The 16,396-nt window shown below is 40.5% G+C and carries 14 protein-coding genes; 5 read left to right on the forward strand and 9 right to left on the reverse strand.

The annotated features are described in order from the left end of the window. Window position 1 precedes the first annotated feature (1 nt). The gene (locus tag BLR53_RS17180) at window positions 2-370 is read left to right on the forward strand and encodes a hypothetical protein (protein ID WP_074591447.1); all 369 of its coding nucleotides are present in this window, start codon (window positions 2-4) and stop codon (window positions 368-370) included. 78 nt (window positions 371-448) lie between these two features. Beyond that, the gene (locus BLR53_RS17185; protein WP_074591449.1) at window positions 449-1,426 is read left to right on the forward strand and encodes a LuxE/PaaK family acyltransferase; all 978 of its coding nucleotides are present in this window, start codon (window positions 449-451) and stop codon (window positions 1,424-1,426) included. Between the two features lie 71 nt (window positions 1,427-1,497). Here BLR53_RS17185 and tyrS read toward each other — a convergent pair whose 3' ends face one another. Then, on the reverse strand, window positions 1,498-2,784 hold the full coding sequence (gene tyrS / locus BLR53_RS17190; protein ID WP_074591451.1) for a tyrosine--tRNA ligase: 1,287 nt from the start codon (window positions 2,782-2,784) through the stop codon (window positions 1,498-1,500). 58 nt (window positions 2,785-2,842) lie between these two features. Here tyrS and BLR53_RS17195 point away from each other — a divergent pair, with 58 nt between their 5' ends. The 3 genes from BLR53_RS17195 to dapA are packed head-to-tail and all read left to right on the forward strand — an operon-like array spanning window position 2,843 to window position 6,471. After that, a complete protein-coding gene (locus BLR53_RS17195; RefSeq protein ID WP_143007900.1) occupies window positions 2,843-3,550 on the forward strand; it encodes a hypothetical protein in 708 nt (235 codons plus the stop codon). Between the two features lie 19 nt (window positions 3,551-3,569). Continuing rightward, window positions 3,570-5,582, forward strand: coding sequence for an NAD-dependent DNA ligase LigA (gene ligA, locus BLR53_RS17200; protein ID WP_074591456.1), 2,013 nt, complete (start codon window positions 3,570-3,572; stop codon window positions 5,580-5,582). A gap of 10 nt (window positions 5,583-5,592) precedes the next feature. Continuing rightward, window positions 5,593-6,471, forward strand: a complete 879-nt coding sequence (gene dapA, locus BLR53_RS17205; RefSeq protein WP_074591458.1) for a 4-hydroxy-tetrahydrodipicolinate synthase — start codon at window positions 5,593-5,595, stop codon at window positions 6,469-6,471. A 67-nt stretch (window positions 6,472-6,538) separates the two neighbouring features. Here dapA and BLR53_RS17210 read toward each other — a convergent pair whose 3' ends face one another. The 8 genes from BLR53_RS17210 to BLR53_RS17245 form a co-directional block, all read right to left on the reverse strand. Beyond that, window positions 6,539-6,715 (reverse strand): hypothetical protein, encoded by a 177-nt coding sequence (locus BLR53_RS17210; protein ID WP_037440571.1) that lies wholly within the window; start codon window positions 6,713-6,715, stop codon window positions 6,539-6,541. Window positions 6,716-7,043: 328 nt separating this feature from the next. Further along, window positions 7,044-8,288, reverse strand: a complete 1,245-nt coding sequence (locus BLR53_RS17215; protein ID WP_037440573.1) for an aminotransferase class I/II-fold pyridoxal phosphate-dependent enzyme — start codon at window positions 8,286-8,288, stop codon at window positions 7,044-7,046. 159 nt (window positions 8,289-8,447) lie between these two features. Next, on the reverse strand, window positions 8,448-10,085 hold the full coding sequence (ftsZ, locus tag BLR53_RS17220; RefSeq protein ID WP_074591461.1) for a cell division protein FtsZ: 1,638 nt from the start codon (window positions 10,083-10,085) through the stop codon (window positions 8,448-8,450). Between the two features lie 128 nt (window positions 10,086-10,213). After that, window positions 10,214-11,575: a cell division protein FtsA gene (gene ftsA, locus BLR53_RS17225; protein WP_037440577.1), complete on the reverse strand. Its 1,362-nt coding sequence runs from the start codon at window positions 11,573-11,575 to the stop codon at window positions 10,214-10,216. Between the two features lie 51 nt (window positions 11,576-11,626). Beyond that, entirely contained in the window at window positions 11,627-12,718 is a 1,092-nt protein-coding gene (locus BLR53_RS17230) for a cell division protein FtsQ/DivIB (protein WP_074591463.1), read from the reverse strand. Beyond that, on the reverse strand, window positions 12,711-14,066 hold the full coding sequence (gene murC, locus BLR53_RS17235) for a UDP-N-acetylmuramate--L-alanine ligase (RefSeq protein ID WP_074591465.1): 1,356 nt from the start codon (window positions 14,064-14,066) through the stop codon (window positions 12,711-12,713). Before murC ends, BLR53_RS17230 begins: the two co-directional genes overlap by 8 nt. Before the next feature lie 5 nt (window positions 14,067-14,071). Next, entirely contained in the window at window positions 14,072-15,178 is a 1,107-nt protein-coding gene (gene murG, locus BLR53_RS17240) for an undecaprenyldiphospho-muramoylpentapeptide beta-N-acetylglucosaminyltransferase (protein WP_037440582.1), read from the reverse strand. Between the two features lie 9 nt (window positions 15,179-15,187). Further along, window positions 15,188-16,396 (reverse strand): FtsW/RodA/SpoVE family cell cycle protein, encoded by a 1,209-nt coding sequence (locus BLR53_RS17245; RefSeq protein WP_037440584.1) that lies wholly within the window; start codon window positions 16,394-16,396, stop codon window positions 15,188-15,190.

The raw sequence follows: 16,396 nt of genomic DNA on the forward strand, positions 1-16,396 counted from the left end.
TATGGTCTTTATAGTTGTGCTTATAGCATCTTTCCTGCTTCAGATGGTACTTCCCTGGTGGATCATCGTTCCGGTGTCTTTTATAACTTGTTGTCTGATAGGCAAGACTCCAAAAAAGTCTATATGGGAACCTTTTTTCGCCATCTTCCTTTTATGGACAGGAGTGGCTCTATCTTATAGCCTGCAGAATCAGCATATTCTGGCTGACAGGGTTGCCGAAATTTTCGGCTTGCAAACCTGGTGGCTTATTTTGTTTGTTACTGCTTTAACGGGTGGTTTCATTGTCGCCGTCAGTGGCATCTGCGGATACAAATTCCGTAAAACAATCCTAACCAAAGTGCACGTAAGTCATAGCTCGGTTAATAATTAATGAATCTGCCGCAAACCGGCAGATTCATTTCTTCTTCAGCTTTAAAAAATTGATCGTTTATGTATTTTTGCCGCTGATATGTTAATTGACTCAATTTTCTCTATTTCAAACAGTGACCAGTTTGAGCAGATAGCTCTGGATATTTTCAGGTTTCAGGCTAAGAACTGTAATCCATATGCTCAGTTTATAAAAAATCTAGGGGTGTCCCCAGAAAAGATTGACTGTCTCGCCAAGATTCCATACTTACCTATCAGTTTTTTCAAAACACATAAAATTGTTAGCACGGCGATCGATCCTGTTCGTATCTTCACTAGTTCAGGTACTACCGGGCAACAACAGAGCCGCCATTATGTAACGGATTTATCTCTGTATGAAAAAAGTTTTAATCTGGCCTTTGAACAGTTCTACGGCAACCCTGGCGACTTTTGTATCCTGGCGTTACTCCCGTCTTATATGGAAAGAGAAGGATCTTCTTTAATCTATATGGTCGATTCACTGCTGAGTCAAAGCAAACATCCTGCAAGTGGTTATTTTTTACACAATCATCAGGAATTATATGAGCAGCTCATAGCGCTTAAAAATGCCCGTCAGCAAACAATTCTAATCGGAGTTACCTACGCTTTACTTGATTTTCTGGAAAAATATCAGATCGATTTCCCTGAACTGATTATTATGGAAACGGGCGGAATGAAAGGAAAAAGGAAAGAAATGGTCAGGGAAGAGCTCCACGCGGTACTCAAGCAAGGATTCGGCGTTCCAGCGATTCACAGTGAATATGGAATGACTGAATTGCTCTCACAGGCTTATTCTCTTGGGGAAGGAATCTTCGAATGTCCCCAGTGGATGAAAATCGTACTCAGAGACACAAACGACCCACTTTCTTTAGTACATGGTAATCAAACCGGAGGTATCAATATAATTGACCTCGCCAATATAAACTCCTGTGCTTTTATAGCTACCCAGGATTTAGGCCGGATTTATTCAAACGGAACCTTCGAAGTTCTGGGCCGTTTTGACAATGCAGATATCAGAGGTTGTAATTTACTTATACAGTAAGGATTTCAAATCCTGCTAAAATAAAAAGATCCGGCACTGGAAAACAGGCCGGATCTTTTTCTAATCCATTTTTATTCTGCGATCAGCAGGAAATAGTTCTTCTTGCCTTTTTGCACAATTATATATTGATCATTAATTAAATCAGCCGTGTTATATTGAGCTGTAAGTTCCAGGACTTTAGTTTTATTGATACTTAACCCTCCACCTTGTATTGTCTTCTTAACTTCTCCTTTTGACGGGAATACGGAAGATTTCTCGGCTAGAAGAGTAGCAACATCAACACCTGCATTCAGTTCAGCTTTGCTGATTGTATACTGAGGAACACCTTCAAAGATTTCCAGTACATGTGCCGGACTTAGACTCTCCAGAAACGCAACTGAACCATTGCCAAAAAGAAACTCTGATGTTTTTACTGCAGTTTCCAATGCTGCTTCACTATGCGTTCTGATTGTAATATCCGTCGCCAGCGCTTTCTGAAGTATCCTTAAATGAGGAGCTGCATCATGTTCTGCTTCGAGTTTGTCCAACTCATCTTTACCTAAAAGGGTAAAAATGCGTATCCACGATTTGGCATCTGCATCTGTCGCATTTAACCAGAACTGGTAATATTTATAAGGAGATGTTTTCTCTGGATCAAGCCAGATTGCACCGCTCTCTGTTTTACCAAATTTAGTACCGTCAGCTTTTTTAATTAACTGCGTTGTTAATCCATAAGCTGTACCGCTGTCTTTCCTTCTGATGAATTCAGTACCGGTTACAATATTTCCCCATTGATCTGATCCACCCATCTGAATGGAGCAATTGTGATTTTTCCACAAATAATAGAAATCATAACCCTGAATAAGCTGGTAACTGAACTCGGTAAATGACAAACCGGAATCTCCCGTCAAACGTTTTTTAACGCTGTCTTTTGCCATCATATAATTAACAGTGATATGTTTTCCAACATCACGAATAAAATCCAGAAAGCTGAATTCACGGAACCAGTCAGCATTATTTACCATAACCGCACCATTACCTTCGTCACTGAACTTTAAAAAACGGTTCAGTTGCTGTTTAATACCGGCAAGATTTACTTCCAGCACCTCTTCAGTCAGCAGGTTCCTCTCGTCAGATTTACCTGAAGGGTCTCCAACCATTCCTGTCGCCCCGCCAACAAGCGCAAACGGCTTGTGTCCAGCTCTCTGAAAATGGATCAGGGTCATAATCTGAGTAAGGTGACCAACGTGTAAAGAATCTGCTGTAGGGTCAAAGCCAATATATCCGGAGCACATGCCTTCATTTAGTTTTTCTTCTGCATTAGGCATGATATCATGTAACATGCCTCTCCATCTTAATTCTTCAACAAAATTGGTCATCGTTCTATACTTTTCGCCAAAGATAAGAAAAGCCTTGTTAAAAAATTTCTACTTTTAAATGATGAATTTCCTTTCCCACTATTACTTCGAGAGACATACTGATAATCCTTACATTGTCCTGGGAATGGTATTACCGGATCTGATCAGAAACGCCGATAAAACCTGGAACCCACATCCTGAAAAGCATGAATATCTGTTTAACCAATCTTTTACTGACCTGAGCTTGCTTACAGGATGGAATACACACCTTGAAGTAGACAGGCTGTTTCATAACTCCAGCTACTTCACCCTCCAGACAGCTAATCTTAAAAAATTTTTACTTCCAGCTTTAAAGAACAGCCCCGTAAAGCCTTTCTTTCTGGCACATATCGGCGTGGAACTAATGCTGGATCAACAACTGCTTCATCATCAAAAAATAAATACGTCCCGTTTCTATGATCAGTTACAGGAAGCAAACACCCCAATGCTTCATGATTTCCTCCGGAAAGCCGGAATTCCTGATATTGGAAAATTTGACAATTTTTATCAAAAGTTTATATCAAGCCGTTATCTGTTCAGCTATAATGAAACTAAAAATGTGGGTTATGCGCTTACCCAGATCTGCAAAAGGATATGGAAGGATCCTTTCACCGCGGACCAAAGTCAATTGCTCATAGACGGATTAAATTCCTACCATGAGCATACTGCCGACCTTTCTATGGAGATCTTCTCTGAGATAGAACAATTATTACCGTCAAGAGGTAATAGCCCTCTATTTTCAGACTGATTTCCTAACTTCGCATATTATGTCATCAACTGCTATTAAAGACACGATGGATGCACTGGTTAATGAGCTTAATCAGCATACCTATAATTATTATGTTCTTGCCATGCCAACCATTGCTGATTACGAATTTGATCAGAAGCTGGCTGAGTTAAACCGTATGGAGTTGGCACATCCGGAATATGCAGATCCCGACTCTCCTACTCAGAAAGTAGGCGGTGATATTACTAAAAATTTCACCACAGTGAAGCACCGCTGGCCAATGATGTCTCTGGGAAACACGTATAATGAGCAGGATTTAAGGGATTTTGATGAACGTATCACAAAGGCACTCGGCAGCAATTTCGAATATGTCTGCGAGTTAAAATTTGATGGGCTTTCCATCAGCCTGACCTACGAAAACAACCGGCTGGTTCGGGCTGTAACACGTGGCGATGGAACAAAAGGTGATGATGTCACTGCGAATGTCAAGACAATAAGTAATATCCCGCATAAATTGAAGTCAGCGGAAGCGCCAGAATTATTTGAAATAAGAGGCGAAATATTTATGCATAAAGCTGCATTTAACAGGTTAAATATCGAAAGGGAAGAACTGGGTGAAATTACCTATGCTAACCCAAGAAACTTCGCTTCCGGTACGATTAAAATGCAGGACCCAAAAGAGGTGGCAAAAAGACCTCTGGATGCTTTTTTTTATAGTCTGAATACAGAAAAAGAGTATTTTAAAACACATTATGAAAGCCTGCAGGAATTGAAAAAATGGGGTTTTCATATTTCTCAGGACACCAAACTCTGCAATGATATAGAGTCTGTTCTGGACTTCATCCATTATTGGGAGAAACGCCGTTATGAACTCGGCTACGATATCGACGGTATTGTGATTAAAGTTAACAGCTTCAATCAGCAGCAGGAATTGGGCTTTACGGCTAAATCACCGAGATGGGCAATTTCCTATAAATACAAAGCGGAGGAAGTTGAAACTGTTTTAAACAGCGTGAGTTACCAGGTCGGCCGAACTGGTGCAGTAACACCGGTTGCCAATCTGGTGCCGATACTGCTTGCCGGAACAACTGTTAAACGCGCAACTTTACATAATGCCAATGAAATTCAACGGTTAGATCTACATATCGGTGATCGTGTGGCTGTAGAAAAAGGAGGTGAAATCATTCCAAAAATCATAAGGGTGAATTTCTCAGCCCGCCAGCCGGGTGCTTTACGGGTTATTTATCCGCAGAACTGTCCGGAATGTGGAACGGAATTGATCCGTAAAGAAGGTGAAGTGGCGTTTTATTGCCCGAATGATGAGGGTTGCGGGCCACAGATTGTTGGTAAAATACAGCATTTTATCTCCCGCAAAGCGATGAATATAGATGGCCTGGGTGATGAAACTATTGTTGCTTTCTACCAAAAGGGCCTGGTAAAGCATATTAGCGACCTGTATACACTAAAAGATCATCAGGATGAGCTTAAGACAATGGAACGTTTTGGTGAAAAATCAATCACCAATATGCTCAAGGGGATTGAGCTTTCCAAACAGATGCCTTTTGAAAAGGTATTATTTGGTCTGGGGATACGCTATGTAGGAGAAACAGTCGCGAGGAAACTTGCTATCGCTACCGGTAATATTGACACCTTAATGGGCCTGAATGCCGAGCAACTTACTGCCATTGACGAAATCGGGCAACGAATAGCAGAAAGTATTCTTGAATATTTTGGTGATCCCGCACATATTCAGCAAATTGAGCTGCTTAGAACGCATGGATTACAATTTGTAGCGGAAGAAGTTGCTGTGATACTGGAAAGTGACAAACTTACTGGAAAAACATTCGTAATTTCGGGAGTTTTTGAACAGCACAGCAGGGAGGAACTCAAACAATTGATTGAAAAGCATGGTGGAAAGATCCTGAGCAGCATATCCGCCAAACTGAATTATCTGCTGGCCGGCGATAATATGGGTCCTTCTAAACTAGAAAAAGCACAGAAACTAAACATTCCATTTCTTACAGTGGAAGAGTTATTAAAGCTATTGAAGTAAATACAAAAAAATGAACAGATTTCATGGAACGGGTGTAGCATTGGTTACACCATTTAATGCAGATGGATCGGTAGATTACACAGGGCTTAAAAACCTGATCAATTACCAGATCGAAGGCCAGGTAGAGTATCTGGTGTCTTTAGGAACAACAGGTGAGTCGGCCACACTTAATAAGGAAGAGAAGAAAAAAATCTGGGCATATACTGCAGAAATTAATAACGGAAGATTACCTCTTATCGCTGGAATTGGCGGAAATGATACTGCGTCAGTGGTAGATACCATTAAGAATTTTGATACAGCAGGATATGATTGTATCCTTTCAGCAAGCCCATATTATAATAAACCTTCGCAGGAAGGTATATACCAGCATTACAAAGCGATTAGTGAGGTTAGCCCTCTTCCAATACTTTTGTATAACGTACCTGGCAGAACGGCAAGTAATATGAGTGCAGAAACTACATGCAGATTAGCCGCAGACTTTAAGAATATAATAGGCATTAAAGAAGCTTCCGGGAACTTCGAACAGTTCAACCAGATTATGAGAGATAAACCGGCAGATTTCCTCTTAATTTCAGGTGACGATCCTATCACACTTCCGATGATTGCTTTAGGTGCCTCCGGTTTGATCTCTGTGGTTGGGAATGCTTTGCCTGCAGCAGTATCGCAATTGGTACGTCTATGTCTTCAGGGAGATTTTAGTTCGGCCCTGCCCCTGCATCTGCGCTTAATTGAGTTAACCAGGCTGGCGTTTGCGGAAGGTAACCCTGCAGGCATAAAAGCTGCATTAAAGCATTTTAACGTGTGTGGAGACCAGGTACGTCTGCCATTAGTTTCTGCGACGACTGGATTAAATGAGCAAATAATTGCTGAGCTGAACAGAATCAGCTAGAAAAGACAGCAATTGAAGTGTTTTATAAAAGCAAAAAGCGCATTGTATAACTACAATGCGCTTTTTGTTAAGCTTTGTTTTTAGACTCCTGAATTTCCAACCTTATTTCCTGAGCCAGGTTTTTAAGGTCCTGCATGCCTTTCCGTAATCGCGTTCCCGCAGCACTGTTCGCCTTATTGTAAAACTTATCAGCATCGGCTTCGATGGAAGCCAAGAGATTCTTCAATTCGTCAAATTTTTTCATTTCTAGATATTTTTTGGTTTGGTTTAGGATTTATTATAACACTTACACTAATTTAGTTCTTTAATCTAATTTAATGAAATTAGCGTGCGAAATATAATTACTATATCCAGTTTTTTTTCCACAATAAATCAAGAAAAAGACATCCTCGATAAATATGGAAACCCAATTCAAAAATTCATTTAAAAAAAAGAGCCCGGTGGAATACCGAGCTCTCGCACAAAAAACTTAATTTTCTAATCCGTCCAACTTTTTGGGGTCACATCACATTGATGTGATTCAGGCTCTTTTTTTAGGTAAATAAGTATTCCCTTATCCGGGACAATAAATATTAAGCTTCAATATTTAATTTGTTATCTCTATAATAACCGCTGTTCAATCTCTCTGCTATTGCACTAAATGCTTCAAGGGTTCGCTCTACATCATCAATCGTATGCATAGCAGTAGGAATTAAACGCAATTCGATTAGACCCTTAGGGATTACCGGATAAACAACAATTGAACAAAAGATACTATAATTCTCTCTTAGATCCATTGTTAATGCTGTTGCTTCCAGTAACTCACCTTTAAGAAAAACCGGTGTAACCATGGTATTTGTGATCCCCAGGTCAAATCCGCGTGATCTTAGCCCTTTCTGCAGGGAAGTGGCAATATGCCATAAACGCTCTCTTAGCTCTGGATTGTTTTTAAGCAACTCTAAACGCTTTAAAAGCCCAACAACCATTGGCATAGGCAAAGCCTTAGCAAAGGTCTGAGACCGCATATTATAACGGAAGAAGTTAGTCATCTCTTCTGTAGAGGCTACAAACGCGCCAATTCCAGCCATAGACTTTGCAAAAGTTGCAAAATAAATATCTACTCCTTCTATACAATTTTGTTCTTCATGAGTACCTGCTCCGGTTTTACCCATTGTACCAAACCCATGCGCATCATCGATTAATAAACGGAAGTTAAAATCCTTTTTAAGTTCGATGATTTCTTTAAGTTTTCCCTGTGCACCTGACATACCGAACACGCCTTCAGTAATCACGAGAATTCCACCACCCGACTGCTCTACTAATTTAGTAGCACGCTCCAGTTGTTTTCTCGCACTTTCGATATCATTATGCTTGTAAACAAAACGTTTGCCCAGATGTAATCGTAAACCGTCGATAATACAGGCGTGAGATTCTCCATCGTAAACGATAACATCATTTCTGTCTACAAGACAGTCAATAATAGACAACATGCCCTGATAACCAAAATTAAGCAGGAAAGCATCAGGTTTACCGACAAACGCTGCCAATTCCTGTTCCAGTTGCTCGTGATATTTGGAGTTACCTGACATCATACGTGCTCCCATAGGATAAGCCATACCAAATTCTGCCGCACCTTTCATATCTGCCTCTCTAACCTCAGGATGATTCGCTAAACCCAGGTAGTTATTTAAACTCCAAACCAAATGTTCTTTTCCGCGAAAGTTCATATGAGGTGCAATTGCTCCTTCAAGTTTAGGAAAGGAGAAATATCCATGCGACCATTTTTGATGCTGCCCGAGCGGGCCCATATGTTTTGCTATCTTTTCAAAAATATCCAATGTGATGTGTATTAAGTTCTAATTAATGTTGCAAATTTAAGCTTTCTAGCGCTTAAATACAAGGTGATACGCTACGTAATAGTCAACCTTATCAACCATTTAGTTCAAAAAAAAGCCTTAACAGTATTCTGTTAAGGCTTTTTATAAGTTTGTTCTATGTTAATCTACATTATCATGCAGGAATGAGTTGTTAGGTCTTATCTCAGTCCCACCTTCACTATCGGTACTCAATGTGAAGCGCGAAACTTGTGACTCCGAGGAGTGCTGAACCTGTTGCAATTGTGTTTGCTTACGTTTATAAGCAGGCTCATTCTCTAATTCCTGTAATCCATTAGTCGTACGAAGTTTCATACTTAAATCCTTCAGGCGCATTATGCGTTCTTTAGATTTTTTAAGCTGATCTTCGATGGACTCATCGCTTTTATCATCATCTAGCCCTGGTTCGGTTCTTTCTTCCTGATAAGATGCAGATGGGTCTGCAAATGAAGATTTAGGTTTTTCGAATACAAAATCAGTTTCAGAAACCTTGAGTTCAAAATCTGCTCCATTTTCTTGTCTGTTCTCTGTAACAGGAGTTTCCTCTTCGACAAGAGTATGTCTGATGATTCCATTCTCAGGGTCTTCATTTCTGCGGCTCATATTACCGCTATACATGTCACCGAACAGATCATTTTGCTTTTTATCGTCCTTAAGTTTCATAACCTGCTCATTGGAATAAATATTATTCCTTGGCTCGATAAATGAATTTGCTGGTTCCAGTGGTTTTACCAAAGGAGCTTCTTCAGGAGTTAATAAAGATATTTTCTTCTGTACATTCTTTTTATCCTGAGCTCTTTGTTCAGTCGTCTGAAATCCTGTAGCGATAATAGTAACCGAGATTTTTTCACCCAGATTCTCATCGATACAGTTACCCCAGATTAAGTCTGCAGTTAATCCAGCTTTATCCTGAATATAATCAGTGATAATGGCGACTTCATCCATCGTTACCTCCTGGACACCTGAGCTGATATTTAAAAGTATATATCTTGCACCTTCAATCTCATTGTCTTTAAGCAATGGAGAAGCCAATGCGCCTTCGACTGCATTTAATGCTCTATTTTCACCTTCACAAGCAAAACTACCCATAATGGAGACACCACTGTCTTTCATTACGGTACGTACATCCTTGAAATCCACGTTAATATAACCCGGCACGGTAATAATCTCTGCGATTCCTTTGGCAGCTGTTGTTAAGATATCATCAGCCTGCGCAAATGCAGAACCCAATGTAAGGTTACCAAATATTTCCCGCAGACGGTCGTTAGAAATAACCAGATAAGAGTCAACATATTTTTTAAGCTCATCAAGACCGTCTTCTGCCTGCATCTTACGTCTTTTACCTTCGAAAGAAAAAGGCGTGGTAATGATAGCTACAGTTAAAATGTCAAGTTCTTTAGCCGCCTGGGCTATAATAGGACTAGCACCTGTACCGGTACCACCACCCATACCAGCAGTGATGAACAGCATTTTTGTTGTACTGCCTAACATGCTTTTGATATCGTCTATATTCTCAATAGCCGAATTTTTTCCTACTTCAGGGATTGAGCCTGCGCCCATTCCTTCGGTTAAACTAGCGCCAAGTTGCACCTTATTAGGGATAGGACTAAACTCCAATGCTTGCGCATCAGTATTACAAATAATAAAGTCTACTCCTGCAATTCCCTGACGGTACATATGGTTAACCGCATTACCACCACCGCCACCAACACCAATTACCTTGATGATTGATGACTTATCTTTTAACATTTCAAAATACATATATTTATGAATCAGTTACTTAAAAATTGGTTTTACCTGTTCATCTCTCAACGTAATATTAACACTTTTTCAACATAGGTTTTCCACAACTGTTAAAAATGTGGAAAAATTGTTTGATGTTGATAACATTACGGTTTGATATAATCTTCATCACTAACGTTCATATCATCTTTAATAAAGTCTTTGGTCTTCGCCAGCAACTTATCAAACAATCCACCTCCGCTTCGTTTTACTTTGTCTTTAACAGCTGCCGGTTTCTCAACATACACACCAGGCTGTTTCAGTTCTTCCATTAATTCTTCTGCTTTCTGAATCCCTTTGATCAGCAAACCTACGCTGGTAGCATACATTGGACTTTTCAGATCATCATAGATCGTTTTTGGCATATCCTCATATTTCGACAAATGTTCATTAGGATAACCTACACGACAGTCAAGTCCTGTTACATACTCAACTAACTGCGCCAGGTGTTTCAACAACGCACCACCACCGGTAATCACAACACCACCGATCAGTTTCTTTTCATAACCTGAGGATTTGATTTCGTAATAAACATGCTCAATGATTTCTTCCATACGGGCCTGGATCACATAAGCTAAATTTTTAACTGAAATCTCTTTCGGTTCACGGCCACGCAGACCAGGAACACAGATTATCTCATTTTCCTTGTTTTCTTCAGCAAGGGCAGAACCAAATCGGGTCTTCAACAATTCTGCCTGATTTCGCATTACAGAACATCCTTCACGAATATCTTCAGTCACACTGTTACCACCAAAAGGGATCACTGCAGTATGACGGATAATTCCCTCGTGGAATATAGCGATATCAGTGGTACCACCTCCAATATCCACTAAGGCGATACCTGCTTCTTTCTCCTCTTCACTCAGAACAGATTCTGACGAAGCGAGCGGCTCAAGTATCAACTCCTGAGTTTGCAGCCCTGCATTGGTCACGCAACGCATAATATTTTTAACCGCAGTAACCTGACCTGAGATGATATGGAAATTCGCTTCCAGACGTACGCCTGCCATACCAATCGGATCTTTGACTCCTGGTTCATTATCTACAGTAAATTCCTGGGGCAGTACATGAATAATTTCTTCTCCCGGGGGCATAACCAGTTTGAACATATCATCAATTAACTTATCCAGATCTTTTTTACTGATTTCATTATTCAGTTCTCTTCTTGTCAGAATACCACGATGCTGCAAACTTTTGATATGCTGCCCGGCTATGCCAACGTTCACCACACGCACTTCAACGTTGGACTGTCCGCTGGCCAGTTCTACGGCCTGTGAGATTCCCTGAACTGTTTTCTGAATATTGGAAACCACACCACGGGTGACACCAGCGGATTCAGCTTTACCAATGCCCAGAACTTCTATTTTACCATGCTGTGTTCTGCGACCAACTATCACACAGATTTTTGTGGTACCAATATCCAACCCCACTACTATCGGGGATTGAGCGGTAGATTTTTCTTTGCCCATAACTATATTAATTTGTCGAATTATATACTATTTGTTTTCCAGGTATCTGTTTTACTTCTTATCTGTTTTCTTTGCCTGTGGAGCTTTTTCCGGCTTAGCTACAGGCTTTTTTACAACTTTGACCTCAGCCTTAGGTTTTGCTGCTGCCGGAGCCTTTTCCGGCTTAGCTGCAGGCTTTTTTACAACTTTGACTTCAGTCTTAGGTTTTACCTCTGCGGGAGGTTTAGCCGGAGCCGGTTTAAATTCAGGGTTATTTCTGAGTTCAGCTGCGATTTCAGCTTTGACAATAGAATCCATAACCTTTCTGACAGTCAGCGGTGTTGGCCTTGGCACATTTGCCCCCGACAATCTGGAAGATACAGAATCAAGGTTGTTTTTCTCACAAACAATCTGATTGGTGTACTTAATATTAATTGTTTTATAGGTGTCCCAGCCTACTTTAGGCATCGCCTTTTTATAGAATGTAAGCAGATTACTCATTTTAGTTTCCAAGGAATCTGCATTACCCAATATGATCCGCTGGTTACCGACCCTGGGAATGAATTCAATATCGTCTTTATCATTAACAAAAATCTGTTCAATTTGTGAGTCCCATAAACTGTCTTTTTTCAAAAACAGTGCCGTTTTATACAAATCCGAAGCCATCTTTGTGATCAGTGTATCAACCTTACCAGTAAAGTGCTCCATGATACGGCCATTTGCCACAAGGACATTTGCCGTAAAGTTCGAAGACACAGGCATTTTCAATCCATATTTATCAATATAGAAGTCTTGCCCAGTCATATTAATAATTCTTAAAAGTGGTTGACGCTGGTTAATTTCAATATGAATGACACCATCCATATCGGCGTAAACAGTAGACAATGCGATATAGGGATTGGCCTTAATTTTTTCTTCTATAGCATGCAAATTGATACTGGTGAGATGCCTTCCGATTAACTGTCCTTCATTCTGCTTTAAAATTGCGTCAATCTCTTCACGCTCGATAAAATTGTCCGCACCAGGGATCAGAATTTTGATATTGGTACATTTAACAGACTGCTTCTTAACTGAGACAAAACTCATCAGCGCAGCAATTCCACCAAGGGTAATTACCCAGGCAAAACATTTGAACACCAACCTCCATTTTATCTGTTTAAGCATTTTCCATTATTTTTTTAAGTGGTTGTATCAACGTATCTATATTACCGGCTCCAACAGTAAGCAGAAGTCCTGGTTTTTCATTCTCCACATAATTTAGCACTTCCTCCATGGTATATACAGCACTATTTTCAAGCGTTATTTTAGCTAATAAATATGCAGAATTAATCCCTTCCAGCGGCAACTCACGAGCCGGATAGATATCCAGTAATAGCAATTCATCAACTGAACTTAAAACTTCTGCAAATCCGGCTGCAAAGTCCCTGGTCCGGGTAAATAAATGCGGCTGAAAAATAACCGTAAGCTTCTGTCCCGGATATAATTCCCTCACCGCATGAAAACATGCCCTTAACTCCTCGGGGTGATGCGCGTAATCGTCTATATACACGTGTGAGTCGGTTCGGACTATAGTTTCAAATCTGCGTTTAACCCCCTTAAAATTGCCCAACGCATGTTTAATTAACTCGGCGCTTATTCCCAGTTTTAATGCAACTGCGATAGAAGCAGTAATATTTTCAACATTATGCCGTCCGGGAAGTTGGATTTCAATCCGTTCAATCTTAAAATCTCCCTGCTGATAATCAAAAACAAAACGACCGTTCTGAACATGAATATTTTTAGCACAGATATCAGCGGTTTCACTAGCGGCGTAAGTTTCTCCGCTACTTAAAGGCAATCCTTCCCTGTAATAGAGCTGACCTTTCTCTTTTAACTGTCCTGCAAACAGGTAAAAAGATTCATGTAACTGTGCAGCATCACCATAAATATCCAAATGATCTGCATCCATTGATGTGATTACCGCAATATCCGGATGAAGAGTCAGGAAAGATCGATCATATTCATCTGCCTCGATGACAACTACATGATTATCTCCAAGAAGAAAATTAGTTTGATAATTCGTCGCTATACCGCCAAGAAATGCCGTACAGCCAAACCCACTATCAGTTAAGATATGTGCAATCACGGAGGAGGTTGTAGTTTTGCCATGCGTTCCAGCAACTGCAATACAGAATTGTCCTTTACTGATTAGTCCAAGAACCTGTGAGCGTTTTTGCAAGTCAAACCCACGATCTTTGAAAAAATTCAATAACACGGATGTCTTAGGTATAGCTGGTGTATAAACGACCAGTAGATCTTCAGCAGGCTCTTCCATGCCTTCGGGAAGCGTCGACAAATCATCGTTATAATTCAATAGGATTCCTTCATTCTCAAGCGCAATAGTCAGTGTGGTACGCGTTTTATCATACCCATACACTGTACACCCGCGGTTCTTGAAATAGCGTGCAATTGCGCTCATTCCGATACCACCGGCTCCCATAAAATACACACGCTTAATCAAATCCAGTTCCATATCAATTAACTTTTAGCTGCAAGTTTCATGACTTCATACGCAATCAGATCGTCTGATTCCCGTAAAGCCATCTTACCAATATTTTCCGAGAGCTCTTCGCAACGAGCCTCATTGTTTAATAACTCAAGCGCCGATTGCACCAGCGTATCCTCAGCAGAACGATCTGCTATCATTAAAGCAGCGTTTTTAGTAACCAATGCCAATGCATTTTTAGTCTGATGATCTTCAGCCACATTCGGCGAAGGCACTAAAATTACAGGCTTTTTAATGAGGCATAATTCTGCTATGGTACCTGCACCTGCTCTTGAAATAATTACATCAGCAGCTGCATAGGCAAGATCCATCTGATTTAGAAATTCCATTATCCTAATGTTAGGGTGAAAAGCTTGTCCCAGTCTTTCCATAATACCCTGATAATAATATTTACCTGTCTGCCAGATCAGCTGCACATCCTGTTTAATAAATTCCTGTATATGCTTTTCGATACTTTTATTCAATGTTCCGGCACCGAGGCTTCCACCTGTAACCAGGACTGTTTTCTTAAGTGGGTCTAGCTTTAGTAACTCTGCGCCATGAAACCGTTTATTATAAATATCAACAACCTCTTTGCGAACAGGGTTGCCTGTCTTTAAGAGCTTTTCAGCTGGAAAAAATGAGGCCATATCATCAAAAGCAACACAAATTTTAGCTGCATTTTTCCCTAGCCACTTATTCGTTACACCTGCGTAGGAGTTCTGCTCCTGAATCAGGTAAGGTACATTCTTCCAGGAAGCAGCCATAAGCAACGGACCGGAAGCGTATCCACCCACCCCAACAACGACATCGGGACGAAAGCTACTAATCACCTGAGCTGCCTTAACAAGACTGCCCGCAAGTTTCATTGGCAGCCCCAGGTTTTTCAGGAGTGAGCCACGCTGAATTCCGCTAATATTTAGCCCGACTATTTCATAACCGGCTGCTGGAACTTTTTCCATTTCCATACGGCCTTCAGCGCCGACAAACAAGATTTCACACCCTGGCTCCATACGTCTCAACGCATTAGCAATAGAAATAGCCGGAAAAATATGTCCGCCTGTTCCACCACCCGATATGATTATTCTTGTTGGTCTCATTTTTTCTATTTATATCATTGCTGGTATTTCACCAACAATTACTTTGTTACTTTTCTGAGCACTACTCTCGGTAGGATCATTTGGTAGTTTTTTCCCATTCTCTTCTACATCACGGCTCACACTTAGAATAATACCGAAGGCTATACTGGTAAAAATCATTGATGTACCTCCCATACTTACCAGAGGAAGCGGTACACCTGTAACTGGCCCCAGTCCCACGGCAACGGCCATGTTCGCAAAAGCTTGTATCGTCAGGCTGAAACTCAATCCAGCAGCAAGCAATGCCCCAAACGCCTTGGGGCTCTGCGTCACAATTCGGACACATCGATATAATAGCACCAGATACAGAACTATGATAATCAGTGCTCCAAATGCACCATATTCCTCAACAATAATGGCGAAGATAAAATCGGAATAAGGATGCGGCAGAAAATTCCGTTGCGTACTATTTCCCGGCCCCTTACCAAAGAAACCACCTGAAGCCAATGCAATTTTTGCCTGATCTGCCTGATAAGTCTTATCAGAGTGCTGTGATTCAGGATGCAGATAAGAATCAATCCGCGATTTATACGTTTCCCTCCTAGGTCCCAGCAACACGACAATCAACAGTAAAAAAAATCCGCCTGCACAAACAATCAAAATTTGTTTAATACTAATCCTTCCGATGATCAGAAGCAGAATACTTACACCAAACAACATTAACGCTGTAGACAAATTCGCCAATGCAATTAATACGAATACGATACAAACTGATCCCATAATTGGAATAAAAGAAGTTTTAACATCTTTTATATTCTCTTGCTTTCTAGTGAGCATCCGGGCTAAAAAGGTAATTAACGCCAATTTCGCTAAATCGGACGTCTGAAAAGTCAATCCAATAATTGGTATCTTCACCCACCGTGACGCATCATTCAGGTTGGTTCCAAAAACCAGTGTATAGAAGAGCAAAGGAATCGTAATGATCATCAAAATCTTAGAGATCCCTGCATAATATTTATAGTCCAGTAAATGTGATACATAGATCATCCCTATCCCCATGACAACGAAAATTAAATGCTTCGTCAGCAGGAGCTTCTCCACTGCCTTACCCTGTTTATAAGCTAAAGTGCCTGTAGCGCTATAAACGGCAAGAATAGAAATCAATGAAAGCAGGATAATAATTAACCATATCCAGCGGTCACCTTTGGTTTTTTCTAATAATACCTGTACTGTACCCAT

This window comes from Pedobacter antarcticus (assembly GCF_900103515.1).
Lineage (GTDB): Bacteria > Bacteroidota > Bacteroidia > Sphingobacteriales > Sphingobacteriaceae > Pedobacter > Pedobacter antarcticus.